This window comes from Janibacter limosus (genome assembly GCF_004295485.1).
Classification (GTDB): Bacteria; Actinomycetota; Actinomycetes; order Actinomycetales; family Dermatophilaceae; genus Janibacter; species Janibacter limosus_A.
On sequence record NZ_CP036164.1, the window covers coordinates 719,955 to 745,068 of the forward strand.

At 70.5% G+C, this 25,114-nt stretch carries 28 protein-coding genes and 1 other RNA gene; 25 read left to right on the plus strand and 4 right to left on the minus strand.

The features are described 5' to 3' along the window. Nucleotide 1: 1 nt before the first annotated feature. The 14 genes from EXU32_RS03470 to ssrA all read left to right on the plus strand — a co-directional run bounded on the left by EXU32_RS03470 (nucleotide 2) and on the right by ssrA (nucleotide 12,837). On the plus strand, nucleotides 2–793 hold the full coding sequence (locus tag EXU32_RS03470) for a hypothetical protein (RefSeq protein ID WP_130628646.1): 792 nt from the start codon (nucleotides 2–4) through the stop codon (nucleotides 791–793). Further along, the gene (locus tag EXU32_RS03475) at nucleotides 790–2,484 is read left to right on the plus strand and encodes a CpaF family protein (protein ID WP_130628647.1); all 1,695 of its coding nucleotides are present in this window, start codon (nucleotides 790–792) and stop codon (nucleotides 2,482–2,484) included. The genes EXU32_RS03470 and EXU32_RS03475 overlap by 4 nt, the downstream gene beginning before the upstream one ends. Further along, on the plus strand, nucleotides 2,484–3,335 hold the full coding sequence (locus EXU32_RS03480) for a type II secretion system F family protein (RefSeq protein WP_130628648.1): 852 nt from the start codon (nucleotides 2,484–2,486) through the stop codon (nucleotides 3,333–3,335). Before EXU32_RS03475 ends, EXU32_RS03480 begins: the two co-directional genes overlap by 1 nt. Continuing rightward, on the plus strand, nucleotides 3,332–4,222 hold the full coding sequence (locus tag EXU32_RS03485) for a type II secretion system F family protein (protein WP_130628649.1): 891 nt from the start codon (nucleotides 3,332–3,334) through the stop codon (nucleotides 4,220–4,222). Before EXU32_RS03480 ends, EXU32_RS03485 begins: the two co-directional genes overlap by 4 nt. A 48-nt stretch (nucleotides 4,223–4,270) precedes the next feature. Beyond that, nucleotides 4,271–4,486 (plus strand): hypothetical protein, encoded by a 216-nt coding sequence (locus EXU32_RS03490; RefSeq protein ID WP_130628650.1) that lies wholly within the window; start codon nucleotides 4,271–4,273, stop codon nucleotides 4,484–4,486. A 35-nt stretch (nucleotides 4,487–4,521) separates the two neighbouring features. Beyond that, nucleotides 4,522–4,911: a TadE/TadG family type IV pilus assembly protein gene (locus EXU32_RS03495; protein WP_130628651.1), complete on the plus strand. Its 390-nt coding sequence runs from the start codon at nucleotides 4,522–4,524 to the stop codon at nucleotides 4,909–4,911. Next, nucleotides 4,908–5,327, plus strand: a complete 420-nt coding sequence (locus EXU32_RS03500) for a TadE/TadG family type IV pilus assembly protein (protein WP_130628652.1) — start codon at nucleotides 4,908–4,910, stop codon at nucleotides 5,325–5,327. Before EXU32_RS03495 ends, EXU32_RS03500 begins: the two co-directional genes overlap by 4 nt. A gap of 5 nt (nucleotides 5,328–5,332) precedes the next feature. Further along, entirely contained in the window at nucleotides 5,333–5,755 is a 423-nt protein-coding gene (locus EXU32_RS03505) for a hypothetical protein (RefSeq protein ID WP_130628653.1), read from the plus strand. Further along, nucleotides 5,752–8,532: a hypothetical protein gene (locus EXU32_RS03510; RefSeq protein ID WP_130628654.1), complete on the plus strand. Its 2,781-nt coding sequence runs from the start codon at nucleotides 5,752–5,754 to the stop codon at nucleotides 8,530–8,532. Before EXU32_RS03505 ends, EXU32_RS03510 begins: the two co-directional genes overlap by 4 nt. Nucleotides 8,533–8,631: 99 nt before the next feature. Beyond that, nucleotides 8,632–9,465 (plus strand): cell division ATP-binding protein FtsE, encoded by an 834-nt coding sequence (gene ftsE / locus EXU32_RS03515; RefSeq protein WP_130628655.1) that lies wholly within the window; start codon nucleotides 8,632–8,634, stop codon nucleotides 9,463–9,465. Beyond that, nucleotides 9,462–10,370 (plus strand): permease-like cell division protein FtsX, encoded by a 909-nt coding sequence (ftsX, locus tag EXU32_RS03520; RefSeq protein ID WP_130628656.1) that lies wholly within the window; start codon nucleotides 9,462–9,464, stop codon nucleotides 10,368–10,370. The genes ftsE and ftsX overlap by 4 nt, the downstream gene beginning before the upstream one ends. A gap of 65 nt (nucleotides 10,371–10,435) precedes the next feature. Next, nucleotides 10,436–11,824, plus strand: a complete 1,389-nt coding sequence (locus EXU32_RS03525) for a peptidoglycan DD-metalloendopeptidase family protein (protein WP_130628657.1) — start codon at nucleotides 10,436–10,438, stop codon at nucleotides 11,822–11,824. A 90-nt stretch (nucleotides 11,825–11,914) separates the two neighbouring features. After that, nucleotides 11,915–12,391 carry an SsrA-binding protein SmpB gene (smpB, locus tag EXU32_RS03530; RefSeq protein WP_130628658.1) on the plus strand — a complete coding sequence of 159 codons (477 nt, stop codon included), beginning with the start codon at nucleotides 11,915–11,917 and terminating at the stop codon, nucleotides 12,389–12,391. Between the two features lie 80 nt (nucleotides 12,392–12,471). After that, nucleotides 12,472–12,837, plus strand: a transfer-messenger RNA (tmRNA) gene (ssrA, locus tag EXU32_RS03535). Between the two features lie 182 nt (nucleotides 12,838–13,019). Here ssrA and EXU32_RS03540 read toward each other — a convergent pair. Further along, a complete protein-coding gene (locus EXU32_RS03540) occupies nucleotides 13,020–13,190 on the minus strand; it encodes a CsbD family protein (protein ID WP_130628659.1) in 171 nt (56 codons plus the stop codon). Nucleotides 13,191–13,303: 113 nt separating this feature from the next. Then, nucleotides 13,304–13,675, minus strand: coding sequence for a thioredoxin (gene trxA / locus EXU32_RS03545; protein WP_130628660.1), 372 nt, complete (start codon nucleotides 13,673–13,675; stop codon nucleotides 13,304–13,306). 61 nt (nucleotides 13,676–13,736) lie between these two features. Between trxA and EXU32_RS03550 the strand changes: the two genes are divergently transcribed. The 8 genes from EXU32_RS03550 (at nucleotide 13,737) to EXU32_RS03585 (ending at nucleotide 20,851) form a co-directional block, all read left to right on the plus strand. Beyond that, nucleotides 13,737–14,108 carry a VanZ family protein gene (locus tag EXU32_RS03550; protein ID WP_242612870.1) on the plus strand — a complete coding sequence of 124 codons (372 nt, stop codon included), beginning with the start codon at nucleotides 13,737–13,739 and terminating at the stop codon, nucleotides 14,106–14,108. A gap of 88 nt (nucleotides 14,109–14,196) precedes the next feature. Further along, complete coding sequence (locus tag EXU32_RS03555) at nucleotides 14,197–16,314, plus strand: DEAD/DEAH box helicase (RefSeq protein WP_242612871.1); 2,118 nt, start codon at nucleotides 14,197–14,199, stop codon at nucleotides 16,312–16,314. 9 nt (nucleotides 16,315–16,323) lie between these two features. Then, nucleotides 16,324–16,881 carry a YqgE/AlgH family protein gene (locus EXU32_RS03560; RefSeq protein WP_207233870.1) on the plus strand — a complete coding sequence of 186 codons (558 nt, stop codon included), beginning with the start codon at nucleotides 16,324–16,326 and terminating at the stop codon, nucleotides 16,879–16,881. Between the two features lie 24 nt (nucleotides 16,882–16,905). Then, entirely contained in the window at nucleotides 16,906–17,223 is a 318-nt protein-coding gene (locus EXU32_RS03565) for a DUF3039 domain-containing protein (protein ID WP_130628662.1), read from the plus strand. Between the two features lie 9 nt (nucleotides 17,224–17,232). Continuing rightward, the gene (locus tag EXU32_RS03570) at nucleotides 17,233–18,027 is read left to right on the plus strand and encodes a thioesterase family protein (protein ID WP_130628663.1); all 795 of its coding nucleotides are present in this window, start codon (nucleotides 17,233–17,235) and stop codon (nucleotides 18,025–18,027) included. Between the two features lie 73 nt (nucleotides 18,028–18,100). After that, nucleotides 18,101–19,861, plus strand: coding sequence for a DEAD/DEAH box helicase (locus EXU32_RS03575; protein WP_130628664.1), 1,761 nt, complete (start codon nucleotides 18,101–18,103; stop codon nucleotides 19,859–19,861). Further along, nucleotides 19,861–20,154, plus strand: a complete 294-nt coding sequence (locus EXU32_RS03580) for a hypothetical protein (protein WP_130628665.1) — start codon at nucleotides 19,861–19,863, stop codon at nucleotides 20,152–20,154. The genes EXU32_RS03575 and EXU32_RS03580 overlap by 1 nt, the downstream gene beginning before the upstream one ends. A 289-nt stretch (nucleotides 20,155–20,443) precedes the next feature. Further along, complete coding sequence (locus tag EXU32_RS03585; protein ID WP_130628666.1) at nucleotides 20,444–20,851, plus strand: hypothetical protein; 408 nt, start codon at nucleotides 20,444–20,446, stop codon at nucleotides 20,849–20,851. A gap of 131 nt (nucleotides 20,852–20,982) precedes the next feature. On the opposite strand, the gene EXU32_RS03590 is transcribed toward EXU32_RS03585, so the two are convergent. Then, nucleotides 20,983–21,480, minus strand: coding sequence for an Lrp/AsnC family transcriptional regulator (locus EXU32_RS03590; protein WP_130628667.1), 498 nt, complete (start codon nucleotides 21,478–21,480; stop codon nucleotides 20,983–20,985). A 108-nt stretch (nucleotides 21,481–21,588) separates the two neighbouring features. On the opposite strand from EXU32_RS03590, the gene hppD reads away from it, so the two are divergent. The 3 genes from hppD (at nucleotide 21,589) to EXU32_RS03605 (ending at nucleotide 24,251) form a co-directional block, all read left to right on the plus strand. Further along, nucleotides 21,589–22,809, plus strand: a complete 1,221-nt coding sequence (gene hppD, locus EXU32_RS03595) for a 4-hydroxyphenylpyruvate dioxygenase (RefSeq protein WP_130628668.1) — start codon at nucleotides 21,589–21,591, stop codon at nucleotides 22,807–22,809. Nucleotides 22,810–22,915: 106 nt separating this feature from the next. Further along, nucleotides 22,916–23,380, plus strand: a complete 465-nt coding sequence (locus EXU32_RS03600; protein WP_130628669.1) for a DedA family protein — start codon at nucleotides 22,916–22,918, stop codon at nucleotides 23,378–23,380. Between the two features lie 4 nt (nucleotides 23,381–23,384). Beyond that, complete coding sequence (locus tag EXU32_RS03605; RefSeq protein ID WP_130631033.1) at nucleotides 23,385–24,251, plus strand: RDD family protein; 867 nt, start codon at nucleotides 23,385–23,387, stop codon at nucleotides 24,249–24,251. Here EXU32_RS03605 and EXU32_RS03610 read toward each other — a convergent pair. Continuing rightward, nucleotides 24,238–25,104: a hypothetical protein gene (locus EXU32_RS03610; RefSeq protein WP_130628670.1), complete on the minus strand. Its 867-nt coding sequence runs from the start codon at nucleotides 25,102–25,104 to the stop codon at nucleotides 24,238–24,240. The two genes, EXU32_RS03605 and EXU32_RS03610, sit on opposite strands and share 14 nt — an antisense overlap. Between the last annotated feature and the right edge of the window lie 10 nt (nucleotides 25,105–25,114).

Consider the following 25,114-nt stretch of genomic DNA (forward strand, 5'->3'; position numbering starts at 1 on the left):
CGTGGCCCTGCACATCTTCACCTCCCTCAGCGGAGCGCCGGGCGTCACGTCGACGGCCATGACCTGGGCACACGTCAGCGACCGGCCGACCCTCCTCGTGGAGGCCGACCCGGCGGGCGGCTCACCGATGCTGTGCATCGGGTGGGGCGGGGCGCACCCGCACAACCGATCGATCCTCGACCTGGCCGTCCATCCCCCCGGTGAGTACGTCGAGAGGGTCTGGGAGCTGGCGATCCCGCTTCCCGGGCGTGAGCGCGAAGCCTGGTTGGTGCCGACGGTCGGGATGACCGCGCAGATGCGGTCCCTGATGGGCGTCTTCGGCCCGCTCGGCGAGGCGCTGGCGCGGATCAGCCTCGACAGCAATGTCGACGTGCTCGTGGACCTCGGGCGACTCGGGGCAGCGGGCTCCTCCACCCAGTTGTGGGCGCACGCCGACACCGTCCTGGTCTTCACCGACAGCACGCTGCAGGCCCTCAACACCCTTGCGGTCGGCCTCCCTTCGCTCGCCGACGAGCTCGACGGTGTCGGTGCACGCCACCGGCTGGCGGTCGTCCCCGTCCTCGGCGACGAGAAGGGGGCATCCAACCGGCCGTACGGGACGCGCGAGATCAGCGGCATCACGGGCGGGATCCCGGTCCTGTCCGGCGTCGCACGCGATGCCAAGGCCGCAGGATCGCGCACGTGGGGCAAGCGCGGGCGGTACCCGGTCAGCGTCAAGCGGCTCATCGCCAGCGTCGACCAGCACGCCCGGTCGGCCAACGACGTCATGGGCGTCGCGGGAGCGACAGCATGAGCGCCAAGTCGACGCCCGACCCCACCCAGCCGACGGACCTGCCGATCTTCGCCCAGCGTCCGGCACCCCCTTCGCGGGCACTCGGGGGGGCAGCTCCCTTCGCCCAGCGCCAGGGAGCCATGCCCCCACCGCCGCCACCGGCACGCCACGGCGCCACGCCACAGGCGCCCCATGCCCTCCCGAACGAGGCGCCCGAGTCCACCGCTCCGCGCTCGACCCTGCCGGCGAGCCAGCCACCGCCGCCACCGGGGGAGATCGCCGACGTCGACGGGGTGGACCGGTCGACCGGAAGGCGTCAGTCGCAGATCCGCGCGGCACTCGAGCGACTCGAGCGAGTGGACTGGGCGGCGGTCCAGCACCTGCGCAGCCAGGTCAGCGCGTCCCTGACCCTCGTGTCCGAGGACACCGTCCTCGACGAGACCCGCCACCGCACGGCGGTCGCCCGACTGACCACGCAGGCCATCGACGACTGGACCCAGGACCGCATCGCGCGCGGCGAGGGGCTCGTCTCGCTCGACGGCCAGGCCGCGCTGCGCGAGGCGGTGCTCGACTCGATGTTCGGTGCCGGGCGGCTGCAACCGCTCCTCGACCTGCCGGGGATCGAGAACATCGAGATCGAGGGCCACGACGGAGTCACCCTCGAGTTCAGCGACGGCTCGCTCGAGACCGGGCCTCCCGTCGCCGACAGCGATGCCGACCTGATCACCGAGATCCAGCACCTGGCGCGCACGTCGTCGACGGGGGAGCAGCAGTTCTCCATGGTCAGGCCGTGGCTGCGTCTCGCCCTGCCCGACGGCTCCCGCATGGCGGCCGAGGCGTGGCTGTCGCACCGGCCCTCGATCACCATCCGCAAGCACCCGTACATCGACACCGATCTCACGCAGATGAAGGAGCTCGGTGCGATCGACGACTCGCTCCACGCCTTCCTCTCGGCGGCGATCCGGTCGGGCAAGAACGTCATCGTCTCGGGCGACGCAGGGTCCGGCAAGACGACCCTCGTGCGAGCGCTGCTCAACGAGCTGGACCCACGAGAGCGTCTGGCGACCATCGAGGCGCAGTACGAGCTGCTCATGCACCGCCTGCCCGAGCGGCACCACCGCGTGTGGGCGGCCGAGGCACAGGGCGGGGGAGAGGTGGGCGCCGACGGGCGACCCGTCGGCGAGGTGACGCTGACGCGGCTCATCGAGCTCAGCCTGCAGAAGAACGTCACCCGCATCGTCGTCGGCGAGGTCGTCGGCGAGGAGGTCATGGCCATGATGGAGGCCATGCAGGGCGGTCGCGGCTCGATCTCGACAGTGCACGCCCACTCCGCCCTCGACACGGTCGAGCGCCTCGTCACCCTCATCACCCGTGCCCGCAGCAATGTCGACACCTCCTTCGGCTATCGCCTGGTCGCCCAGAACGTCGACCTCGTCGTCCACGTCGGACTCGTCGACGAGTCGCACCTGCCGGGCGGGCGCAAGTGGCGTCACGTCGACGAGGTCGTGGCGCTCGAGGTCTCGCGTGACACGCACGTGGCCCACACCCGGATCTTCGAGGCGGACGAGTTCGGTCGAGCCCGCCCGACGGGTCAGCTGCCGCAGTGGATCAGCGACATCGAGCGGCACGGGTTCGACGCTGGCTGGCTCGATCCGTCAGCGAGCACCTGGGGCCCTCCGCCCGAGCTGCTCATCCGGCACAGGACGGCCTGATGACCGGCTTGGCGATCATTGCCGCACTCGGTCTCGCCGTGGCCATCACCCTCATCGCCGCGGGACTGACCACGCCGCCGCCGGCCCCGACGCGTCCGCGGGCCCGGCGCAGGCAGAGCGCCACCTTCAGCCCGGTCGACCGTCGCAACCTCGCCATCGGTGGCGTCGTCGGCCTACTGCTGGCCCTCTACGGATGGGTCATCGCCCTGATCATCCTGCCCGTCTTCGCCGTGGCGCTCCCGTGGCTGATGCGGATCGACCGGGGCACCACCCCCGAGCAGCTCGAGGCGGTCGAGGAGTGGGTCCGGTCCCTCTCGGGTGTCATCGGCGCAGGGCAGGGCATCTCCGGTGCGATCATCGCGACCCGGGTGTCCTGCCCCGACGAGATCCGACCGCAGGTCGACCTGCTGATCAGCCGCATCCATGCCCGCCGACCCTTGGCGGACGCCCTGTACGCGTTCGCCGACGACGTCGACAACCAGATCGGCGACTTCGTCGCGACAGCCCTGATCCAGGCTGCCCAGCACGAGGGCGCCGGCCTGCGTGAGGCGCTCGGGGGGATCGCCGCCGACGTCACCGAGGAGGTGCGGGCACGGCGCGACATCGAGGCCTCGCGCGCTGGGGCGCGCACGCAGGCCCGCCTCATCACCATCGTGGTCATCGGCGTGCTGGCCCTCTTCGTCTTCTTCACCCCCATCGGTGCCCAGTACCGGACGCCCAACGGCCAGGCCGGCCTGCTGATCCTGTCCTTCCTCTTCCTCGGGGCCCTCTACTGGCTCAAGCGAGTGGCGACGGTCAAGCCCCTCGCCCGATTCCTCGTCCGTCCCGCCACGACAGGGCCGCAGCAATGAGCCCGCTGGCGCTGGCCATGGCGATCTCGGCGATCGCGGGCCTCGGCGTGGCACTCGTCATCGCAGGACTCGTCCCGGCCAAACCCGACCTGGGCGCGGCTGTCGACCGGATGCGCCCGCAGACGATGCGGCAGAGCCGGGGCGCCGATGCCGCGTCGACCGACTGGACCCGGACCGAGGTCATCGGAGCGTGGGCGAGGCGCCGGACCGACCGGTACACCGTCCTCAAGGCACCGCTCGAGGACCTCGAGCTACTGCAGATCCCGGTCGAGGAGCACTACGGCAAGAAGGCGATCGCGGCCGGAGCCGCTCTCGTCGGCTGCACACTGCTACCGATGGTCCTGGGCTTCGGCTTCGTCATCCCCTTCGGCATCGGCCTGGCCTTCGCCGTCTTCGCGTGGTTCGTGCCCGACCTGACGGCCCGCGATCGCGCCAAGGCAAGTCGTGAGGACTTTGCCTACGCCGCGGTGTCCTACCTGCGTCTGGTCGCGATCGCCCGTCGCGCGGGACTCGGGCTCGTCGCCTCGCTCGACTCTGCTGCCCGCAAGTCGGACTCGTGGATGTTCCTGCGCATCCGCGAGGAGCTGCGCCTGGCCCGGTGGTCCGGCGAGACCTCGTGGGACGCGCTGGAGCGCCTGGCCGGTCGGACCAAGGTGCCCGAGCTGAAGGAGGTCGCCGACATCATCCGACTCGCCAACGACTCCGGGGCGAGTGTCAGCGACAACCTGCTGGCGCGCGCCGCCTCTATGCGTGACCGGTTGCTCACCCGGGAGCAGACCGCCGCCAACTCCGCCACGAGCTCGATGGGCGTCCCCCTCGCGGCTCTGGCCGTCCTCTTCCTCATCGCCATGCTGATCCCCGCTGCCATGCAGCTCTCCCCGGGCTGAACCATCCGACCTTCGGCACACTAGACATCAACACACCAGGAGGAACCTGTGATTCGCTTCATCGTCGTCATCTCCATGCTCTGCATGGCACCTGTCCGTCACCTCGATCGCGCGCTCGAGGCACGCGGCCAGGACCCTGAGGCCGGCCTGACCACCCTCGAGTACGTCATCCTCGGTGCCCTCGTCCTGGCGGTCGTGGTCACGGTCGCTGCCGTCATCACGGGCAACCTCGAGAGCTGGGCCAACCAGATCCCGAGCCCCTGAGAGAGCGCACGACGGTGACTCCGGGACGGCCAGCAGTGACGCATCACCCCCATCGGCTCCGCGCCGACACGGGTGCGGTGACGCTCGAGGGCGCCATCATGGCGCCGGTCGTCATCCTCGCCACGATGATCATCGTCCAGGCTGCGTGCTACTTCATGGCCAACACGACCGCCACCAACGCCGCTCAGATCTCGGCCGAGACGGCGCGGGTGCGCGGGGCCACGGACGCAGACGGGATGCGGGCCGGTCGTGACTACCTCGGTGACATCGATGCGATGGCGCAGGCCAGCATCAGCGTCACCAGGTCAGGGGGCACGGTCACGGCGACGGTGACGGCGCCGGCGCCGGCGATCGTGCCGATCGTCCCCATGCCAGATGTCCGGTCCGAGATCAACGTCCCCGTCGAGCGGGTGACCCGTCCGTGAGACGTGGCGACGACGGCAGCATCACCCTGGAGATGGCCATCTGTGCGCCCGTCCTCGTGGGCATGCTCCTCCTCGTGGGCATCTTCGGGCGCACTGCCATGGCCAACTCGCACGTCGACGGAGCGGCCTTCAGCGCTGCTCGGGCCGCCTCGCTCGAGCGATCCGGCAGCGCAGCGCAGACCGCCGGTGAGACCGCCGCGCGCGACTATCTCGACCAGCAGGGCCTCGCGTGCGAGGACGTCACCGTCTCCGTCGACACGAGCGGGTTCTCCGCACCCGTGGGGACGTCGAGCCAGGTGCGCGCCTCGGTCTCCTGCCGGGTGCCGCTGTCCGACCTGGCCGCCCTCGTCCCGACGCGGGACCGGACGTACACGGGCGTGGCGGTCAGTCCCATCGACCGCTTCCGAGGACGGTGATCGCGGTGCCGCACTTCTCCCGACGCCTCGCTGACGAGAGCGGCTACGTCGCCGTGTGGACCGTGGTCATCGGCAGCGCCCTCATGCTGGCCGGCGGCGTCGTCTACGACTCCGCGGACAAGGCCAACGAGGCTCGTCGCGTGACCATGGTCGCCAACGAGGCCGGTCGGGCCGCGGCCCAGGAGGCCAGCCCCGAGGTCATCGCCGGGTCCTCGGCCGGGGTGGACCCCGCCCGGGCAGCGCAGGCGGCGCGTGACTACCTCGCGGCCACGGGCATCGACGGAGAGGTGAGCGTCAGCGGCACCAGCGTGACGGTGACGACCTCCCAGGGGTGGACGCCCAAGATCATGCCTGTGCTCCAGCCCGACACCCTCACCGCGACCTCTGTCGTCGACCTGGAGCGGGTCGACCCGGGCGTGGCCCCATGACCCCGGCAGCGCGACAGTCCCGGGGGCGGGTGCTGCTCCGAGGACTCGTCTCGCTCGTGGGGATCGTGCTCATCCTGGTCGGTCTGCCGGTCGCGCTGATCGTCCTCGGCGGCAACCCTCTCCCGGCAGAGGTCCCGTCGCTGGGCGAGATGGTCGACGCGCTCACCCGGCCGGACGACGGAACCCTGATCATCGCCATCATCACGGTCGTCGGCTGGCTCGTCTGGGCGACTCTCGCGATGTCCTTCCTCGTGGAGATCCCGGCCGCCATCCGCGGGGTTCCTGCGCCTCGGCTGCCCGGTCTGTCGTGGCAGCAGGGGCGCGCTGCCGCCATGACCGGCGCGGTGGTCGCGATGCTGGCCATCGGTGCGGTGGGTGCCGGCAGCGCGACGCCGGCCAGCGCCCTGGCGCACGACTCCGGGGCCAACGCCCTGGCGCACGACTCGGGCTCGAGCACGTCGACGGGCGCCGACGCCGTGGCCTCGTCCGTCTCCGGCGGTGCGGTGGGCCACGTGGTCACGGTGCGGTCGGGAGACACCCTGTGGGACATCGCCGACCGAGAGCTGGGCGACGGTCAGCGCTACCCCGAGCTGCTCGCCTCGTCGGCCGGTCTGCCGCAACCTGACGGGGGGACCCTGACAGCAGCGGACGACATCCGACCCGGGTGGCTGGTGATGATCCCGACGCCCACGCATGCACCGGCTGCACCGGCTGCACCGGCTGCACCGGCTGCACCGGCTGCACCGGTTGCACCGGTTGCACCGGCTGCACCTTCGGCGGCCGCGCTACAGCTCGACGCGATGATGAGCAACGAGGGTGGATCCGCGGCATCGGCAGCCGACGCGGACGTGGTCGCGCCGGCCCCGACCACGGCCCCCGCACCGGCTCCTGATGTGCCTCCTGCCGCCACCACTGCCGGCTCGGTCACCGCGCCACCGGATGGCCCCGTCCACTCGGTCAGCGAGAGCGACCGCCACGGACCCTCGAGTGCCACGGGACTGGGGCTCGTGGCAGGAGCCGCTGTCCTCGCCTTCGTCGAGGCTCGCCGCCGCCGGCAGCGTAGGGGCCGGCGGCCCGGATGGCGTCTGGTGCTGCCCTCGGACGTGGCGACCCGCACCGAGTGGTGGTTGCGCGGAGCCTCGGACCTGCCCGGCCACGCCGACCTCGATGCCGCCCTGTCGGACCTCGCGGCCCGGTGCTCTCCCGCGTCCTTCCCCTCGCTGCGTGCCGCTCGCCTCGGTGAGAGCGAGATCGAGGTCTACGTCGTGGAGGAGCACCTGCAGCTCCCCGCCCCCTGGATCTCGGCGGGCGGTGGCACCTGGATCCTTGGCCGCCGTCAGGTGCCCACCCACCACCAGCCGCTCCGTACGCCGTGGCCTGCTCTGGTGACGATCGGGGAGGACGAGGCCGGAGCCCGGATCTTCGTCAACCTCGAGGAGATCGGGACCCTCGAGCTGCACGGACGGGCCCAGGAGTCGCAGGCCGTCCTCACCGCCCTCGCCGTCGACCTGGCGACCTCGGACCACGTCCGTCACCAGGTGACGGTCGTGGGCGCCCTGGCCGACCTCGTCGAGGCCGTGGACAACCCCCGCGTCACCCACAGCGCTGACGTGGCCGAGGTCCTCGCTCGGCTCGAGCAGGGACTGGGCAGTGGGCTCGACCCGCAGATCCTGCTCATCGCCTCGACTCTCGGCCGCGATGAGACCGAGCGCCTGCGCGCGCTGCTCGCCGCCTCTCGACGAGGAGCCTTGTCGGTGGTCTCCACGTCCCGTGGCCTGGCCGACTGGTCGATGGTGGTCGAGACCCACCGCGAGGGACTCTCGGCCGTCCTGGCCCCGGTGGGGATGTCCCTGCGGCCGGCCGCCGTGACCGGTCCGGGCTATGGCGAGCTCCTGGAGCTGCTGCGGTCCGCCGTTCGGCCGACGGTCCCGGGGCCGGCCTGGACGGCTGGCTCCGACCACGACCCGTTGACGATCGCCACCGTCCCCCGCCGCCGTGTCGCGCCGGTCGGAGAGGTCGACCGGCCCACTCCCTCGCCGCCTCCCGTCGATGGCGCCGCCCACGTGCGCGTCCTCGGTCGTGTGCAGGTGGCTGGAGCGGGACCGGCGCCTGCCGACGAGTCGCGCGCGGCCGAGCTGGTGACCCTGCTGTCCCTCCATCCGGGGTCGGATGCCCACGGGCTGGCCGCGGCCCTCGACCTGCCGCCGCTCGCCGTCCAGGCCGCCATGCAGGACATCAACCGCTGGCTCGGCTCGGACGGTTCCTCGGTGGTGCGCGAGGCCGACGGCCACTACCACCTCGGCGGGCCGCTGCTCGACTGGAACCGCCTGCGCACCCTCGTGGGGCCGGCGGTCGCCACCGCCGACTCGGCCAGCGTGCGCGCGGCCCTGACGCTCGTCACGGGCCAGCCCCTCGACGGCGTGCCCCAGGACCGATACGGCTGGGCCGCGTCGGACCGACTGGAGATCTGTGCCGCGGTCGCGGACATCGCGCACGAGCTCGCCCAGCGGTCGCTGCGTGAAGGCGACCCCGACGCAGCGAGCTGGGCCGCCCGCAAGGGCCTGCTCGCCGAGCCGGTGAGCGAGACCCTGTGGCGCGATGCCGTCCACGCCTCATGGCAGAGCGAGCAGGTGGAGCAGGCCCGCGACATCGCCGAGACCGCCCGCCGGACACTGGGCCACCTGGGCTCGCTCGAGACGGACACGACCCTCGTGGTCGAGCGCCTGGAGCGCCGCGCGTCCGCCGAAGATGCCGCGACCCTGCGACCGCAGGCATAACGCGCCGAGGTCACGTCGGTGTCACGACCGTGCAGCGGAGCGGCATATCCTGCAGGCGGCCGTTTACCCCCTTCGTCCCCCTGAGGCCCCGAGCAGCTGATGATTCGTTTCGAGAACGTCACCAAGAGCTATCCCAACCAGAGCCGCCCTGCGCTCGACGCGATCGACCTCAACATCGACCGCGGAGAGTTCGCCTTCATCGTCGGCGCGTCCGGCTCGGGCAAGTCGACCCTGGTCCGGCTGACCATCCGCGAGGAGATCGTCAGCTCCGGCCGCCTCCTGGTCGGGGGCCACGACCTGCGCAAGATGCCGCAGCGCAAGGTGCCGCAGCTGCGGCGCCAGGTGGGGACGATCTTCCAGGACTTCCGCCTGCTGCCCAACAAGACGGTCCAGCAGAACGTCGCGTACGCCCTGCAGGTCATCGGCCGTCCGCGCCGAGCCATCCGTGCCCTCGTGCCCGAGACCCTCGAGCTCGTCGGCCTCGCCGGGATGGAGAAGCGGATGCCGCACGAGCTGTCCGGTGGTGAGCAGCAGCGCGTCGCGATCGCCCGTGCGGTGGTCAACAAGCCGCCGGTGCTGCTCGCCGACGAGCCCACGGGCAACCTCGACCCCGCCACCAGCCTCGACATCGTCCACCTGCTGCGCCGCATCCACGACTCGGGCACCACGATCGTCATGGCGACGCACGACAACGTCATCGTCGACGAGCTGAAGAAGCGCGTCATCGAGCTCGAGCACGGTCACATCGTGCGTGACGAGGAGGGCGGCAGCTACGTGCCCAAGGCTGTCGACACCCGCGACCTCGACGAGTACCCGGCGGAGCAGGACCACGACCTCGACGAAGGGAGCGGGGCCCCGCCCGAGGACCGCCCGATCGGTGAGGTACATGCCCTGGACGAGTGGGACGACGACGCTGAGGACCTGCTGCGATGAAGCCTTCCGTCTTCGCCGACGCCTGGGAGGGCCTGCGGCGCAACAAGTCCATCGCCGTCTCGGTGATCCTCGTGACGATGATCTCCCTGTACCTGCTCGGTGTCGGCCTGCTCGCGCAGCGTCAGGTCGACCAGATGAAGGGCTACTGGTACGACCGCGTCCAGGTCTCCATCTACATGTGCACCAAGGGCGCGCTGCAGCCCAACTGCACGGGTGACGCTGCCACCCTCGAGCAGAAGGATTCGGTCGCGGCCCAGCTGAAGGACATGGAGCCGCTCGTCAAGGACGTCTACTACGAGTCCGAGAAGGAAGCCTTCGACCGCTTCAAGAAGGACTACAAGAACTCCCCGCTCGCCAGCAACATCAGCGTCGGTGACATCCCGCCGAGCTACCGGGTGCAGCTGTCCGACCCCGAGCAGTTCGAGACCGTCGCCTCCGCCTTCGAGGGGGCGCCCGGCGTCGCGAGCGTGCCCAACCTGCGCCAGGTCTTCGCGCCGCTCTTCCGCGCGATCAACATCATCACCGGCGTGATGATCGGTCTGGCCGTCCTCACTCTCGTGTCCGCGGTGCTGCTCATGGCCACGACGATCCGCCAGGCCGCCTTCACCCGCCGTCGGGAGATCGCGATCATGAAGCTCGTGGGAGCGTCCAACCGGACGATCCGCACCCCCTTCATCATCGAGACCGTCGCCTCTGGACTCATCGGGGCGGTGATGGCGGTCGGTCTGCTCTGGGTCACGGCGTGGGCACTCTTCGACAAGTACCTGCTCGCCCAGCAGGGCTCGGGTACCGCCTTCATCTCGTCGGCGGACGTGTGGGTCATCGCCCCCTTCCTGGTCGGTGGTGTGGTCGTCCTCGCGATCGGGACGTCGACCGTGACGCTCTGGCGCTACCTGCGCGTCTGACCGGGGCACGCCGAGCCCGTCGGGGTCCTGTCGTCAGGGCAGTTTGGTGGCTACCGTTGTCCTCGATGCAGCGACCCACACCTCCTCAGGCCCGCCGCCGCACCCGTGCACTCACGGGAGCGGCGCTCTCGCTGTGCCTGCTCGCCGGTGTCGGTCACGCGTTCGCGGCGACCCCCGACCCGCAGACGCAGAAGGGCCAGGTCGATCAGGACCTCAAGGACGCCCGGGGAGACCTGCGCGAGACCTCCAAGGAGCTGGTCGCGGCCTACGACAAGCTCGCCGCCACCCGCAAGAAGCTCCCGGGTGCACGCAGTGCTGCCGCGGCGGCGGAGCGGGCGGAGACCACGGCGAAGGGGGAGTACGACGACGCCGTCGCCGCCTACGACCTGGCCAAGGCCAACGAGGACAAGGCCGAGAAGCAGCTGAAGACGACCAGCTCCAAGATCACGACCTCACGTCGAGCGGTCGCTGGCTTCGCCGGGCAGCTCTACCAGCAGCAGGGGATGGGCACCCTGGCCGTCGCCGTGGGGAGCGAGACCCCGGCAGCCTTCATCGATCGGATGATCATGGCGCAGTCGGCCGGTGACACCCAGACGTCGGCCCTCGAGGAGCTGAGCACCTCCCGCGCCAACCTGGTCTCCACCGGGGATCGGCTCGAGGCCCTGCGCGAGAAGACCAGCACGGCCAAGGCCACCAAGCAGACCAAGCTCGCCGAGGCCACCAGGGCCAGCACCAAGGCAGACACCAAGAAGGCCGCCCTGGAGTCGCTCGAGAGCGACCAGAAGAGCCAGTCGGCCAAGCTGAGCCGGGAGAAGCAGAAGGACAAGAAGCGGGTCGCCAGCCTGCAGGCCCAGTCCGACAAGCTGACCAAGATCCTCCAGGAGCGCGCCCGCAAGGCACGCGTGCGTGAGGCCGCCATCAAGAAGGCGCGTGAGGCGCAGGAGCGTCGGGAGGCAGACGCTCGCGCTCGCGCCGCCCGCTCGACCCCGTCACGCAATCCATCGACGGCCAGCGTGAGTCCCCCGGACCCCAACCCGCCGGCACCATCGAGCAGCGGTGTCCTGCAGGCGCCGAGCAATGCGCCGGTCAGCTCGGAGTTCGGACTGCGTTTCCACCCGATCTACCGCACCTGGCGCCTGCACGCCGGGCGCGACTACGCAGGCAACTGCGGCAGCCCGGTCTACGCGGCCGACAGCGGCACGATCATCTCGGCGCTGCCGCCGGGGTCCACCGGTGGCTACGGCAACCAGATCGTCATCGACCAAGGCGTCAAGCGGGGCAGCTCGCTGGCCACGACCTACAACCACCTGCAGTCCTTCGCCGTGCGCAGCGGTAGGGTCTCCCGCGGTCAGGTCATCGGGTATGTGGGCACCACCGGCAACTCCACCGGCTGTCACCTGCACTTCGAGACCCGGGAGAACGGCACGCCGGTCGATCCCCGCGGATGGCTCTGAGCCCTCGCTGCGACAAACCGGCGGGACTCCCGCACGGGTCACGGGGTACCGTGACCCGTCAGCACACCGGACCTGCGAAGGGGGAGCACCATGGCCAAGAAGACCGCCCAGGGCGAGCTCGTCGTCGCGCGCAACCGCAAGGCCCGCCACGACTACATCATCGAGGACACCTACGAGGCCGGACTGGCGCTCATGGGGACCGAGGTCAAGGCGCTGCGCATGGGTCGGGCCAGCCTGACCGACGGCTTCGCCATCTTCTACGGGGATGAGCTCTACCTCGAGGGAGTGCACATCCCCGAGTACGTGCAGGGCACGTGGACCAACCACACCCCGCGCCGCCGTCGCAAGCTGCTGCTCCACCGCTCCGAGCTGGACAAGATGGCGGTGAAGGTCCAAGGGAGTGGCCGCACCATCGTGCCGCTGTCGCTGTACTTCAAGAACGGCCGCGCCAAGGTGGAGATCGCCGTGGCGACCGGCAAGCGTGAGTACGACAAGCGGCATGCCCTGCGTGAGCGTCAGGATCGTCGGGAGACCGACCGGGCCATCTTCGGTCGCGGTCGCGAGTAGCCCCGGGAATGCGTTTGGCCCCTCGCGCTGTTGAGGGGATACTGAGAGCACAACTCAACAGCGTGACGTGTCCACCCCATGGGGGTGATCGGTTTCGACATTGGCCGGTCCTTCAGGGGAAGCGGGTCGAGGATGCACGGTTATCTCGTAAACGCTCCGTGCAAACCAATAGGTGCCGATTCCAAGCGCACCGACTTCGCCCTCGCCGCCTGAGCGAGCCCGAAGTCCGTTGGCCTAGGTTTGATCTCGACCTAGTTCCCAGCGTCAGCTAGAGATCTTGCTGCAGTGTCTTGTCGCGGGGCACTGTGGGACTTCAACGCGACTGGGCCTGTCGGGGAACGTGTGCGCGCGAGCCCCGGGGCCGAGAAAATCCACAGCGCACTGCACCCGGAGAAGTCCTGTTCGTCTGTCAGTGGACGCGGGTTCGATTCCCGCCACCTCCACCATCGTGGGCACGTCACGTACCGACCCTTCGAGCTGGTTGCCGCGCAACCGCCTCAGGGGCCACGCCGAAGGGCGGGACCGCAACGGTCCCGCCCTTCGGCGTGCCTTGGTGCAGGCTCCGAGCGTTGATCACTCGGGGGTACTCGGGGGCGCAGGTCGGCCGCGACCGTGAGCCCCCGAGCGATCACTTGAAGGCGTCCTTGACCTTCTCGCCGGCAGCCTTCAGGTCGCCCTTGGTCTCCTGGGCCTCGCCCTCGGCCTGCATCTGCTCGTTGTCGGTCGCGTCGCCAGCCGCGCCCTTGGCCTTGCCGGCCAGCTGGTCCTTCGCGTTCTCGATCTTGTCACCGATACCCATGGAGTCCTCCTGATTGGTGGGTGGTCCACCACTTGGTGGGTGGTCCACCACGCAACCACAGGTCGGCCCGGTGCGCCACCCCACCCCTCGACGTGAGGATCGGCGAAGGGAGGTCAGCCCGCTGACTCGTTGGCGGCCACCTGCGCCTTGACCTCGTCCATGTCGACGGCCGCGACCGCGTCGAGCAGCTGCTCGAACTGGGCCTTGGGCAGGGCGCCAGCACTCTGGTGCAGGAGGATGCCGTCGCGGAAGGCCATGAGGGTGGGTACGGACGAGACATTGGCCAGCGAGGCCAGGTCGGGGTTGTCGTCGATGTCGACCTTGGCGAAGGTGACGTCGTCGCGGCTGTCGGCGGCGGCCTCGAAGACCGGGGCGAACTGGCGGCACGGTCCGCACCAGCTGGCCCAGAAGTCCACGATGACCGTCCCCTCGCCGGTGACGGCGGAGCGGAAGCTGTCGAGATCGAGGTCGGTGATCTTGCTCATGAACTCAACTGTAGGCCGAGACACCGACGAAAGCCCAAGGCTGGTGTGCTGTGCTGGCCCGGTGCCTGCCCTGACGACCCGCAGATTGCTGGTCCCCGTAGCCCTGAGCATGGCCGTCGTCGTCCAGCTCGTCGTCCTCTATGCGCCCGAGGTTCCCGGTCCGCCGTCGCCGATCCCGCACAGCGACAAGGTGGTTCACGCATTCGTCTTCGCGCTACCGGTGCTCGTCGCCGGCCTGGGACGGCGTGTGTGGTGGCCCGTCGTCGCCCTCCTGGTCGCGGTGCACGCACCTGTGAGCGAGGTCATCCAGCACGTGGTGCTGCCGCGCCGGTCGGGGGACCCGTGGGACGTCGTGGCCGATCTCGTCGGTGTCGGGCTCTCGTCAATAGGGGTACTATTAGTGGTTCGGCGACTCCGGCGTCGCCGCACTTAGAAACTCGCACGTTCGCTTCCGACCTGAGATGTCGCCCGCGCCCTTGTGTGCGGGTTTACCCATTTCGGAGAAGAACGAAGGATCACCTGTGCCTGCGAAGAAGAAGCCCCGTTGGACCACTGCCCAGAAGAACACGGCGAAGAAGTCCAACCCCAAGGGCCCCAAGAAGGCCCACCACCGAGGCCAGGCGCCCACTGACGCACCGCCGCGCTCCAAGGACCGTTGGCGTGAGCGGGAGGACGCGACCGGCGGCGAGCGCCCCAAGCGGGTGCGCCGAGACGGCACCGAGGACCGCGGGCAGCGCACCTGGGAGCGTCGCGAGGACCGCGGGGGCTACCAGGGCCAGCGGCGTGACACCCGGGGCGATGACCGTCGTGGCGGTGGCTACCAGGGACGTGATGAGCGCACCGACGACCGCGGTGGCTTCCAGCGTCGTGATGACCGCACCAGCGACCGCGGTGGCTTCCAGCGTCGTGACAGCCAGGGTGATGACCGTCGTGGTGGTGGCTTCCAGCGTCGTGACAGCCAGGGTGATGACCGTCGTGGTGGTGGCTTCCAGCGTCGTGACGACCGCAGTGACGAGCGGGGCGCATATCAGCGTCGTGACGAGCGCCGTGGTGGCGTCGAGCGCCGCTCGGGCTCGGACGACCGCCGCCGGGGTCCGGCCCCTCGCTTCGACCGGGAGCAGACCGGTGGCCGCCCCGCGCGCTGGCAGCGCGACGGTGACGACTCCCGACGCGGTCCGGCGCCGCGCTTCGAGCGCGAGCAGAACCGCCGTGGCTTCGCACCCCGCCACGACCAGACGGAGGACCCTGAGGCGCTGCGCCAGGAGGCCGACACCTGGACCTCCTCCGCCCGCACCTCGGTGAGTGGTCCGGTCGAGGTCGCGCAGGACAACGGCTTCGCCGCACTCGGTGTGCCGGAGGTGCTCGTGGAGCGGCTGGCCCGCGACGGCATCACCGCTCCCTTCGCCATCCAGGAAGCAGCCCTGCCGGACGCGCTCGCCGGCAAGGACGTGCTCGGCCGTGGCCAGACCGGCTCCGGCAAGACGCTGGCCTTCGGTCTGCCGATGCTGGCCCGCCTCGCCGGGGGTCGCGCCCGCAGCCGCAAGCCGCGTGCGCTCATCCTGGTCCCCACCCGTGAGCTGGCGATGCAGGTGAGCGACTCGTTGGAGCCCCTCGTCCACGTCTGCGGACTGCGGATCAAGCTCGTCGCAGGTGGCCTGTCCTACACCGGCCAGACCGCGGCCCTCGACAAGGGCGTCGACGTCCTCGTCGCCACCCCGGGACGCCTCGTGGACCTGCTCGACCGCGGCGCGCTCACGCTCGACGAGGTCGAGGTGGCCGTCCTCGACGAGGCCGACCACATGGCCGACATGGGCTTCCTGCCCTCCGTCACCCGGATCCTCGACGACTGCGCGCCCGGCGGTCAGCGGCTGCTCTTCTCCGCGACGCTCGACCGGGGTGTGTCCGACCTCGTCGACAGGTACATGACGGACCCGGTCACCCACAACACCAATGACGTCGGCGCCAGCGTCACGACCATGGACCACCACCTGCTCCTCATCGAGCCGCAGGTGAAGAAGCAGATGACGGCCAAGATCGCGGCCCGCTCCGGCCGCACCGTGATCTTCGCCCGCACCAAGCTCGGGTGCGAGCGGATCGCCGGTCAGCTGCGCGAGGAGGGCATCGCCGCGGCACCGCTGCACGGTGGCCTGACCCAGTCCTCCCGCAACAAGACGATCGGTGCCTTCCGCACCGGCACCCTCCCGGTGCTCGTCGCCACGGACGTCGCGGCTCGTGGCATCCACGTCGACAACGTCACGCTCGTCATGCAGGTCGACCCGCCGGCCGACCACAAGGACTACCTCCACCGTGCCGGTCGTACCGCTCGCGCGGGCGAGAAGGGGAGTGTCGTCACCCTCGTCCTGCCGCACCAGCGCAAGGACGTCACCCGCATGGCTGCCCAGGCGGGCCTCGAGGCCCGGCCGATCAAGACCGAGCTCGACGCCGAGGTCCTCACGGACATGGGAGCGATCGAGCCCAGCGGTCAGCCCATCTCGGACGCCGACTTCCGCAAGCTCGTCGACCCGCGGCCGGCCCGTCGTCACTCGGGCACCGGCGGCCCTCGCGGCGCCCGTGACCACCGTGGCGGCAACCGTGGCGGCGGTCGCCAGGGTGGCTACCGGGGTCGCTCCCGCGACTAAGGTCTGAGCATGGACACCTCGCTCGCCGGTCGGCTCCTCGTGGCGACACCGGACCTCACGGACGACCTCTTCGCCCGCAGCGTGGTCCTGGTGCTGCAGCACGACGAGACGACCGCCGAGGGGGTCATCCTCAACAAGCCGCTCGACACCTCAATCGACGAGGTCCTGCCCGGGTGGCAGGCAGGGTCGAGCCTGCCGCAGCGTGTCTTCCAGGGTGGGCCGGTGCAGCTCGACTCCGCGATCGGGCTCGCCGGCCTGCCCGGCGATGCCGAGGAGCCGCCCGGGGTCAAGCGGCTCTTCGGTGCGATCTCGCTGGTGGACCTGGACTCGCCGCAGGAGATCATCTGGCCCCAGGTCAGTGCGCTGCGGATCTTCGCCGGGTACGCCGGGTGGAGCGCCGACCAGCTCGCCGACGAGCGCGCCAGCGGCGGCTGGTACGTCGTCGACAGCGAGGTGGGTGACATCTTCGACGAGGATCCTGCCACGCTGTGGCGCCGCGTCCTGCGCCGTCAGAGCGGGACCCTGGGCTGGGTGTCGACGTACCCGGTGGACCCGGATCTCAACTGACCCGGGGTGTCTACGATGGTGACCATGAGCACGCCTGCCGACCCCACCCAGCCCGGTTCCCCGGTCACCGAGCCCGGTGGCCCCTCCACGTCGACGTCGCTCCTCGAGCGCACCGAGCCGACGCCTCAGCTGGTCGAGCCCGGTGACCACGAGCGGTTCAGCCACTACGTCCGCAAGGAGAAGATCCTCGAGAGCGCCCTGTCGGGTGAGCCCGTCAAGGCGCTGTGCGGCAAGACGTGGGTCCCCGGGCGGGACCCCGAGAAGTTCCCCGTGTGCCCGATCTGCAAGGAGATCTACGACGGCCTGCGCGCCCCGCAGGACGGTGACGGGGACGAGGGCTGACCCCAGCCGATGAGCTCCTTCTACCGTCAGCTCGACGATCGCACCTTCGACTCCCTTCCCTCCACTGCCGGACCGTGGAGCCCGCACGCGCAGCACGCCGGCCCACCGGCAGCCCTGCTCGCCCGCGCGATGGAGCAGCACGAGCCCGCTCCCGGCACACGTCTGGCCGATGTGCGGCTCGACATCCTCGGCCCCATCCCGGTGCGCCCGCTCACGATCGCGACCGAGGTCCTGCGAGGTGGCCGCTCCATGCAGCTGCTGCAGGCCACGGCCAGCGTCGACGGACGTCCTGCAGCGGTCGCTCGGGCGTGGCGCATCACGCGAGCTCCCGACGACTTCCCCCACCTGGCCGGTCGTCGCCCTGCGACGGTGGAGCCGGTGCCGCAGGCGAGCGGTTCGGGACATCTGCAGATGCCGGGAGCCCACGAGGACGGTTATCTCAAGGCCATCGAGTGGCGGGTCGTCTCCGGAGGCGTGGGGACCGGTGGGGTCACCCTGGCGTGGGGTCGACAGCTCGTCCCGCTCGTCGAGGGCGAGGAGCCGACCGGCTGGCAGCGCGCCCTCGTGCTGGCTGACTCCGGCGGCGGCATCACCCTGACGCTCGACCCGCGACGGCACACCTACATCAACTGCGACCTGCACGTCGCCCTCGACCGCGACCCCGAGGGGGAGTGGATCCGGATGGACTCCCAGGCACTGGCCAGCCCGGGCCACGGCGGCACCGTCCACACGACGCTGGCCGATGCCCGGGGTGAGCTGGGCACGGGTCTGCAGACCATGGTGTCCATGGACGCACGGCCCTGATCGCCCGGGCGTCGGGCGGCTGGGCAGGTCGCCATTCGGTCCTGTCCCCGCGGCGATCTACAGTGGCCCTGCGATGAGTCAGTCTGCTGCTTCCAACCTGTCACCCGCCTTCCCGAGGCGGGCAGCGTGGGGTACCGCCGGAGCGTTGCGTGCCTGGCAGGCGCAGGCCCTCAAGGGGTACCTGGAGAGCGGCCGACGGGACTACCTGGCGGTGGCGACGCCGGGGGCCGGCAAGACGACCTTCGCGCTGCGGGTGGCAGCCGAGCTGCTGTCTGCGGGCGAGATCACCAGCGTGACGGTCGTCGCGCCCACCGAGCACCTCAAGACCCAGTGGGCCGACGCCGCGGCCCGCGTCGGGATCCATCTGGACCCCAAGTTCTCCAACTCGACGGCGGTCACCTCGCGCGACTACGACGGGGTCGCCGTCACCTACGCACAGGTGGCCTCACGCCCGTCCGTCCACGAGAGCCGCACCCGGGCCGAGCGCACCTTCGTCATCCTCGACGAGATCCACCACGGCGGTGACAACAAGTCCTGGGGTGACGGGATCCGTCAGGCCTTCGAGCCGGCCGTCCGGCGGCTGTCCCTGACGGGAACCCCCTTCCGCTCCGACACCAACCCCATCCCCTTCGTCGGCTACGAGTACGGCGACGACGGGATCCTGCGCTCCAGCAGCGACTACACCTATGGCTACGCCGAGGCGCTGCGTGACGGCGTCGTGCGGCCGGTGCTCTTCATGGCCTACGGCGGGGCGATGCGGTGGCGCACCCGCGCCGGCGACGAGGTGGCCGCCCGGCTGGGCGAGCCGATGACCAAGGACCTCGTCGCGCAGGCGTGGCGCACCGCGCTGGACCCCAAGGGGGAGTGGATCCCATCGGTCCTCGCCGCCGCCGACAAGCGCCTGACCGAGGTGCGCCGCGGCGTCCCCGACGCCGGCGCGATGGTCATCGCGACCAACCAGACCCAGGCCCGCGCCTACGCGCGCATCCTCACCGAGATCACGGGGGACAAGCCCACCGTCGTCCTGTCCGACGACAACGGCGCGTCGCAGAAGATCGAGGACTTCTCCGCGAGCACCTCCCGGTGGCTCGTCGCCGTGCGCATGGTGAGCGAAGGCGTGGACGTCCCTCGGCTGTGCGTCGGCGTCTACGCCACCTCGACGTCCACGCCATTGTTCTTCGCGCAGGCCGTCGGGCGCTTCGTGCGGGCCCGTGGGCGCGGCGAGACCGCCTGCGTCTTCCTGCCGAGCGTGCCGATCATCCTCGCCCACGCCGGCACGCTCGAGGAGCAGCGCGATCACGCCCTCGACCGGCCGGAGGCCCGCGAGGACGAGGCCCCGCTGTGGTCGGAGGAGGATGGCATGCTCGCCGCCGCCAACCGGAGCGACGGCGCCAGCGACGACCTGCTCGGGTCCTTCGAGGCACTTGAGTCCGACGCGCACTTCGACCACGTGCTCTACGACAAGCAGCAGTTCGGCCTGCACGCCGAGATCGGGTCCGAGGACGAGCAGGACTACCTCGGCCTGCCCGGCCTCCTCGAGCCGGACCAGGTGCACGCCCTGCTCAGCGAGCGCCAGACCAAGCAGTCCAAGCGCACGGGCCGCACCCGCAAGGACGACGACGCACCGATCGCCGCGCACCGGGCCCTGGCAGCCCAGCGCAAGGAGCTCAACAAGCTGGTCGCGGCCTATGCGACGAAGTCCGGCATGCCGCACGCCAACATCCACATGGACCTGCGACGCGCCTGCGGGGGACCCGAGCTCGCCCAGGCAACGAGCGAGCAGGTCACCGAGCGGATCGATCGGATCCGGCGCTGGTTCGTGGGGAAGAAGTGATGGACGGCAGCGGGCTGTCCCTCGAGGTCCGCATCGCGATCATGACCGTGGTCCTCGTCATCCTCGCGATCTTGCTCTCCGTGGCCTTTGTCGCTCTGGCGGTCGGCGCCGAGATGTGGGGGATGCTGGCCGGCGTGCCGGTCGCGATCCTCGGTGGGGTGCTCGTGCTCGTCGGCAGACGTCGCCGGCTCGCGAGCGACGGCGGCAGGATCGGCGTCTCCGTCCTCGGTGGGGTGCTCGTGGTCGGTTCCACCTGGGTGGCCTTCATGACCAACAACGCAATCATCGCCTGAGAGCATGCGGGCGGGGGACTTCTGGCGCAGCGCCTGGGCAGACGAGCACAACGGCTTCGCCTTCGTGCTCGGCATGTGCGCCTTCTGGTTCGCGCCGCTGATGTTCGGGGCCATCGCATGATCCGGCAGGTGCGTCGGTCCGAGCCCGCAACCATCGTGGACGTGACCCCTGCGCTGCCGATGGTGCTTCCGGCGGTGCTCATGGTCGGCGGCGTCGTGACCTGCCTGCTGTCCTTCTGAACCGCACGCCTCCCCCTATCCGAGCCGCAGGGCGGGCATCATGGGGGGCATGACCGTCTTCGCGTGGATCCTCGTGGCACTGGCGACCCTCGTGCTCGTCCTGACGCCGCTGCGTCTGCGGGCCTCCCGCAACCAGGAGGGGATGGTCGACTTCTCGGACTGGGCGCTCAACCTCCACTCGATCACGCTCGTCATCGGACTGGGCCTGATCGTCCTGCGTCTGCTCGACATCCACGAGTCGACCATGGCGACGTGGCTCGCGATCCTCGCGCTGATCATCGCCTCGCTCATCGGACTCAGCTTCCTCGCGCGCTGGCGACGCCCGAGGTCTCGTCACGCGGTCGACTTCGCCGGTGACAGCTGGACACGTGGGCCGTGGCTCTCGCAGGTCGCGCACGTCGGCCTGACGATCGGTACGGTCCTCTTCGCCTGGTTGCTGCTCGCCGACAAGATCTGAGGGCCCTTCGAGACGCTTGCTGCGCAAGCTCCTCAGGGACCGTCCACGTCCACTCGCCAGGGGCCCTTCGAGACGCTTGCTGCGCAAGCTCCTCAGGGGCCGTTCGCGTCTGAGTCTCAGGGGCCGATCGGTCAGGCGCGGTGGGCCGCTGCCTCGACGAGCGGGGCGGTGCGCATCTCCAGGTGCGTCACGAGCGCGATCGAGGTGCTCGCGCGCACCACGTGGGTGTCGTCGATGATCGTGTCGATGACCCGGCCCAGGTCCGCGTTGTCGGTCGCGACGATCCTGATGATCAGGTCGCCCATCCCCGTCGTCGAGTGGATCTCGAGCACCTCGGGGATGGCGAGCAGGTGGTCGACCACCGCCTGATGGCCCAGCCGTTGCCGGATCTCCAAGGTGCACAGTGCCGTCACCGGGTACCCCAGCGCCGCTGGGTCCACCGTCGGGGCAAAGGTGCGGATCACCCCCTTCGTCTGCAGTCGATCGAGCCGCGCCTGCACCGTGCCGCGGGCCACGCCGAGCGCGCGGGAGGCGCCGAGGACACCGATGGACGGGCGCTCGGAGAAGAGCGCGATGAGGCGGGCGTCGAGCTCGTCGATGACCGGCGGACGCGGTTCGCTGACCTTCATGGTCATATTGTCGCCGGTGAGGACGGTGTGAGGCAACAGATTGCGCACCGTGTGCACCGGCATGAGGCCCTGTTGCGCATGTTGGGTCGCCGGCAGCATCCTGACGCCATGTCCAACACCGCGGTTGAACTCACCAGGCAGGAGCGCGAGGCCCAGCTCGACCTCGACCAGCTCAAGCAGCTCGTCGGGCTCGTGGCGTACGACGAGGAGGCCGACCCCTTCCCGGTGACGGGCTGGGACGCGATCGTCTTCGTCGTCGGCAACGCAACCCAGGCAGCGCAGTACTACCAGTCGACCTGGGGGATGCAGCTCGTCGGCTACTCGGGCCCGGAGAACGGCAACCGGGACCACAAGGCCTTCGTCCTGACGTCCGGCTCGATCCGCTTCGTCATCAAGGGCGCGGTGAGCCCCGACAGCCCGCTCATCGCCCACCACACGGCGCACGGTGACGGCGTCGTCGACATCTCCCTCGAGGTCCCCGACGTCGACAAGTGCATCGCCCAGGCCCGGGCTGCCGGAGCGACCGTCGTGCAGGAGCCCGAGACCGTCTCCGACGAGCTCGGGTCCGTGCGCATCGGCGCGATCGCGGCCTATGGCGAGACGCGACACACCCTCGTGCAGCGCACCATCGACGGCCAGACCTACGCCGGCGCCTACCTGCCCGGCTACGTCGAGCGCACCTCCTCCTTCGTCAAGCGCGACGGGGCCCCCAAGCGGCTCTTCCAGGCCCTCGACCACATCGTCGGCAATGTCGAGCTCGGCAAGCTCGACGAGTGGGTCGGCTTCTACAACCGGGTCATGGGCTTCGTCAACATGGCCGAGTTCGTCGGGGACGACATCGCCACCGACTACTCGGCGCTGATGTCCAAGGTCGTCGCCAACGGCAACCACCGGGTGAAGTTCCCGCTCAACGAGCCGGCGATCGCCAAGAAGCGCAGCCAGATCGACGAGTACCTGGACTTCTACGGCTGCCCCGGCGCCCAGCACCTCGCCCTGGCCACCAACGACATCCTGCGCACCGTCGACGAGCTGCGCCGCGAGGGCGTGGAGTTCCTCGACACCCCGGACGCGTACTACGACGACCCCGAGATGCGCGCGCGCATCGGCGAGGTCCGGGTGCCGATCGAGGAGCTGAAGTCCCGCAAGATCCTCGTCGACCGGGACGAGGACGGGTACCTGCTGCAGATCTTCACCAAGCCCCTCGGCGACCGCCCCACGGTCTTCTTCGAGATCATCGAGCGGCACGGGTCGTTGGGCTTCGGCAAGGGCAACTTCAAGGCCCTCTTCGAGTCGATCGAGCGCGAGCAGGACAAGCGCGGCAACCTCTGAGACGTCACCGAGCACCCCCGAGCGAAGGGAGCGGCCCACCACTTGGGGGGTCGCTCCCTTCGTCGTGGGGGCCCGATAGGTTGAGGTGAACTCACCAAGGAGCCGCGTGACCTGGTCCCACTTCGTCCCGACCTTCGTCGGGCTCTTCGTCATCGTGATGCTCCGCGCCAATGCGACCTACTGGATCGGTCGTGGGGCGGCTGCCGGCACGCGGCGCTGGCGCCGGCTCGAGGGGGAGCCGTCGGCGGGCTGGGCGCGGGCCCAGGGACTGGTCCACCGCTGGGGTCCGCTGGCCGTCGTCCTGTGCTTCCTCACGGTGGGTGTCCAGACCGCGGTCAACGCGACGGCCGGCATCACCCGGATGCCGCTGCGCCGCTATCTGCCGGCGGTGACCCTCGGCTCGATCCTGTGGGCGGCCCTCTACGCGAGCGTCGGTCTGGCAGCGGCGCAGGCATGGCTGTCGGCGGCTGCGCGCTCCCCGGTGGTCGCCACGGTGGTCGCCGTGCTGCTCGTCGTGGGTCTGCTCGTGCTGGGTGTGCGTCGGCGCGCCCAGCGCGACGTGAGATCGTGAGCGCATGAGCACCCCCGAGCGCGCCGGTTGGTACGACGACCCGGAGGACGAGTCCCTGCTCAGGTACTTCGACGGGATCATCTGGAGCGACCGCACAGTGCCGCGCCGAGCCCCCTCGGCAGCGCCGGCCGCGACGACGGACCCGTCAGGCGCCCACGGCGCAGACGCAGCCGGTCCCGCATCGACCGGCTCGGGCACCGACGTCTTCGGTCGACCGACCGGGCACGTGGCCGGACCGGCCACCCAGGCTCCCTACGGGACGGCCACCCACGGCACCCCCTACGCCCTGGCGTCCGAGCCGACGACGGCCGACGGCCAGGTGCTCGCCTCGTACGGTGCGCGCGTCGGGGCCTACCTCATCGACTGGATCATCCTGGCGGTGCTCTACGCCGTCTTCGCCGGGTGGGGCTGGTGGCTGTGGATGAAGGACTACCTGTCCCTGGCCTGGGATGCCGCGATGGCCAACCAGCCCGAGCGTGTCGAGTCGCTCACCCCCGAGCAGCTGGTCGGCATGCTGGACTGGAAGTTCTTCTTCATCGCACTGGGCATCACCCTGCTCGTCCAGGCGGTCTACCACGTCGGCTTCCTCAGCACCCGCAGCGCGACGCCGGGCAAGATGGCGCTCGGGTTGTCGGTGAGGTCGACGGACCGACTGGGCCGTCTCGGCGTGGGCACGGCCTTCATGCGCACCCTGCTGCCGCTGGCGATCGGGGTCTTCTCGGTCATCCCGCTCGTGAGCTACCTGACGTCCTTCGTCGCGATCGCCGATCTCGTGTGGCCGATCAAGGACCAGCGGCGTCAGGCACTGCACGACAAGATCGCGGGCACCCAGGTGGTCAGGGGCAAGCAGCCCCCCGCTACCTCGAGCTGAGCAGATCCAGCTCGGCCAGCTCGCCGATCGGGTCGGTGACGTCGCAGCAGCCGTAGCCGGCGAAGGCCGCTCGCACCGCGGCGACGTCGGACGCGGACCAGCCGCGGACGATCTCGGCGAGGGGCTGGACCTCACGCACCTCGAGCAGGTCGCGCACCGTCTGAGCGTCGCCGCCGCCAGCACTCGCGTGCACCGCGACGAGCACGTTGAGCAGGCCGTGCTGGGGATCAGCCGTGCCGTCGACCGCGTGGTCGGCCCGCACGACGTGGTGCAGCCCTCCCGTGAGGACGAAGGGGACGTAGTGCCGTCCCGCAGCGAGGACGAAGGCCGCCAGCTCTGCAGCGTCCGGCCAGGCCCAGTCGGCTGTGACGCCCGTGCGGAACTTCGCGCGGACGTCGGCGAAGTCGCTCGCCGACGCGATGTCGGCCAGGGCCGCGTCGGGGGCCCCGCGACCCACCTCGAGGTGGATGGGCAGGTCGCCCGGGTCGATGCTGCGCCAGCCCGTCTGCCACGCCATGTCGATCGACACGAGGCGGGTGCGCCCCTCACCGCGCAGCGTCGCGAAGGCCGCGGCGATGTCCTCGAGCGCGGTCCCGGGTCGCGCGACCAGGCCGACGGCAGGGGGAGCCGGCGAGCCCGCATCGAGTGCGGCGACGAGGTCGGTCACCGCGGGCACGCCCACGAGGAAGGGCCCGACGACATCGGCATGGGGCCCGGACCGGTGCCTGGCGTGGGCGGACAGCGCGTCGGCCATCGGGAGGGCGGCCGGCGGGAAGAGCGCGGCGTCGCTGACGAGGGCGATGGACAGGGCCGGGTGCGCGGGCCGGGGAGCGGGGCTAGGGCTGCTCGACATGGCAGGAACG

What these genes read in the sequence shown, in the direction of transcription:
- smpB (WP_130628658.1), top strand. Translation starts at nt 11,915, where the DNA reads ATGGCCAAGAAGACCGCCCAGGGCGAGCTCGTCGTCGCGCGCAACCGC.
- trxA (WP_130628660.1), bottom strand. Translation starts at nt 13,675, where the DNA reads ATGAGCAAGATCACCGACCTCGATCTCGACAGCTTCCGCTCCGCCGTC.
- EXU32_RS03560 (WP_207233870.1), top strand. Translation starts at nt 16,324, where the DNA reads ATGGACACCTCGCTCGCCGGTCGGCTCCTCGTGGCGACACCGGACCTC.
- EXU32_RS03565 (WP_130628662.1), top strand. Translation starts at nt 16,906, where the DNA reads ATGAGCACGCCTGCCGACCCCACCCAGCCCGGTTCCCCGGTCACCGAG.
- EXU32_RS03510 (WP_130628654.1), top strand. Translation starts at nt 5,752, where the DNA reads ATGACCCCGGCAGCGCGACAGTCCCGGGGGCGGGTGCTGCTCCGAGGA.
- EXU32_RS03525 (WP_130628657.1), top strand. Translation starts at nt 10,436, where the DNA reads ATGCAGCGACCCACACCTCCTCAGGCCCGCCGCCGCACCCGTGCACTC.
- EXU32_RS03485 (WP_130628649.1), top strand. Translation starts at nt 3,332, where the DNA reads ATGAGCCCGCTGGCGCTGGCCATGGCGATCTCGGCGATCGCGGGCCTC.
- hppD (WP_130628668.1), top strand. Translation starts at nt 21,589, where the DNA reads ATGTCCAACACCGCGGTTGAACTCACCAGGCAGGAGCGCGAGGCCCAG.
- EXU32_RS03590 (WP_130628667.1), bottom strand. Translation starts at nt 21,480, where the DNA reads ATGAAGGTCAGCGAACCGCGTCCGCCGGTCATCGACGAGCTCGACGCC.
- EXU32_RS03605 (WP_130631033.1), top strand. Translation starts at nt 23,385, where the DNA reads ATGAGCACCCCCGAGCGCGCCGGTTGGTACGACGACCCGGAGGACGAG.
- ftsX (WP_130628656.1), top strand. Translation starts at nt 9,462, where the DNA reads ATGAAGCCTTCCGTCTTCGCCGACGCCTGGGAGGGCCTGCGGCGCAAC.
- EXU32_RS03480 (WP_130628648.1), top strand. Translation starts at nt 2,484, where the DNA reads ATGACCGGCTTGGCGATCATTGCCGCACTCGGTCTCGCCGTGGCCATC.
- EXU32_RS03610 (WP_130628670.1), bottom strand. Translation starts at nt 25,104, where the DNA reads ATGTCGAGCAGCCCTAGCCCCGCTCCCCGGCCCGCGCACCCGGCCCTG.
- ftsE (WP_130628655.1), top strand. Translation starts at nt 8,632, where the DNA reads ATGATTCGTTTCGAGAACGTCACCAAGAGCTATCCCAACCAGAGCCGC.
- EXU32_RS03540 (WP_130628659.1), bottom strand. Translation starts at nt 13,190, where the DNA reads ATGGGTATCGGTGACAAGATCGAGAACGCGAAGGACCAGCTGGCCGGC.
- EXU32_RS03575 (WP_130628664.1), top strand. Translation starts at nt 18,101, where the DNA reads ATGAGTCAGTCTGCTGCTTCCAACCTGTCACCCGCCTTCCCGAGGCGG.
- EXU32_RS03475 (WP_130628647.1), top strand. Translation starts at nt 790, where the DNA reads ATGAGCGCCAAGTCGACGCCCGACCCCACCCAGCCGACGGACCTGCCG.
- EXU32_RS03580 (WP_130628665.1), top strand. Translation starts at nt 19,861, where the DNA reads ATGGACGGCAGCGGGCTGTCCCTCGAGGTCCGCATCGCGATCATGACC.
- EXU32_RS03585 (WP_130628666.1), top strand. Translation starts at nt 20,444, where the DNA reads ATGACCGTCTTCGCGTGGATCCTCGTGGCACTGGCGACCCTCGTGCTC.
- EXU32_RS03570 (WP_130628663.1), top strand. Translation starts at nt 17,233, where the DNA reads ATGAGCTCCTTCTACCGTCAGCTCGACGATCGCACCTTCGACTCCCTT.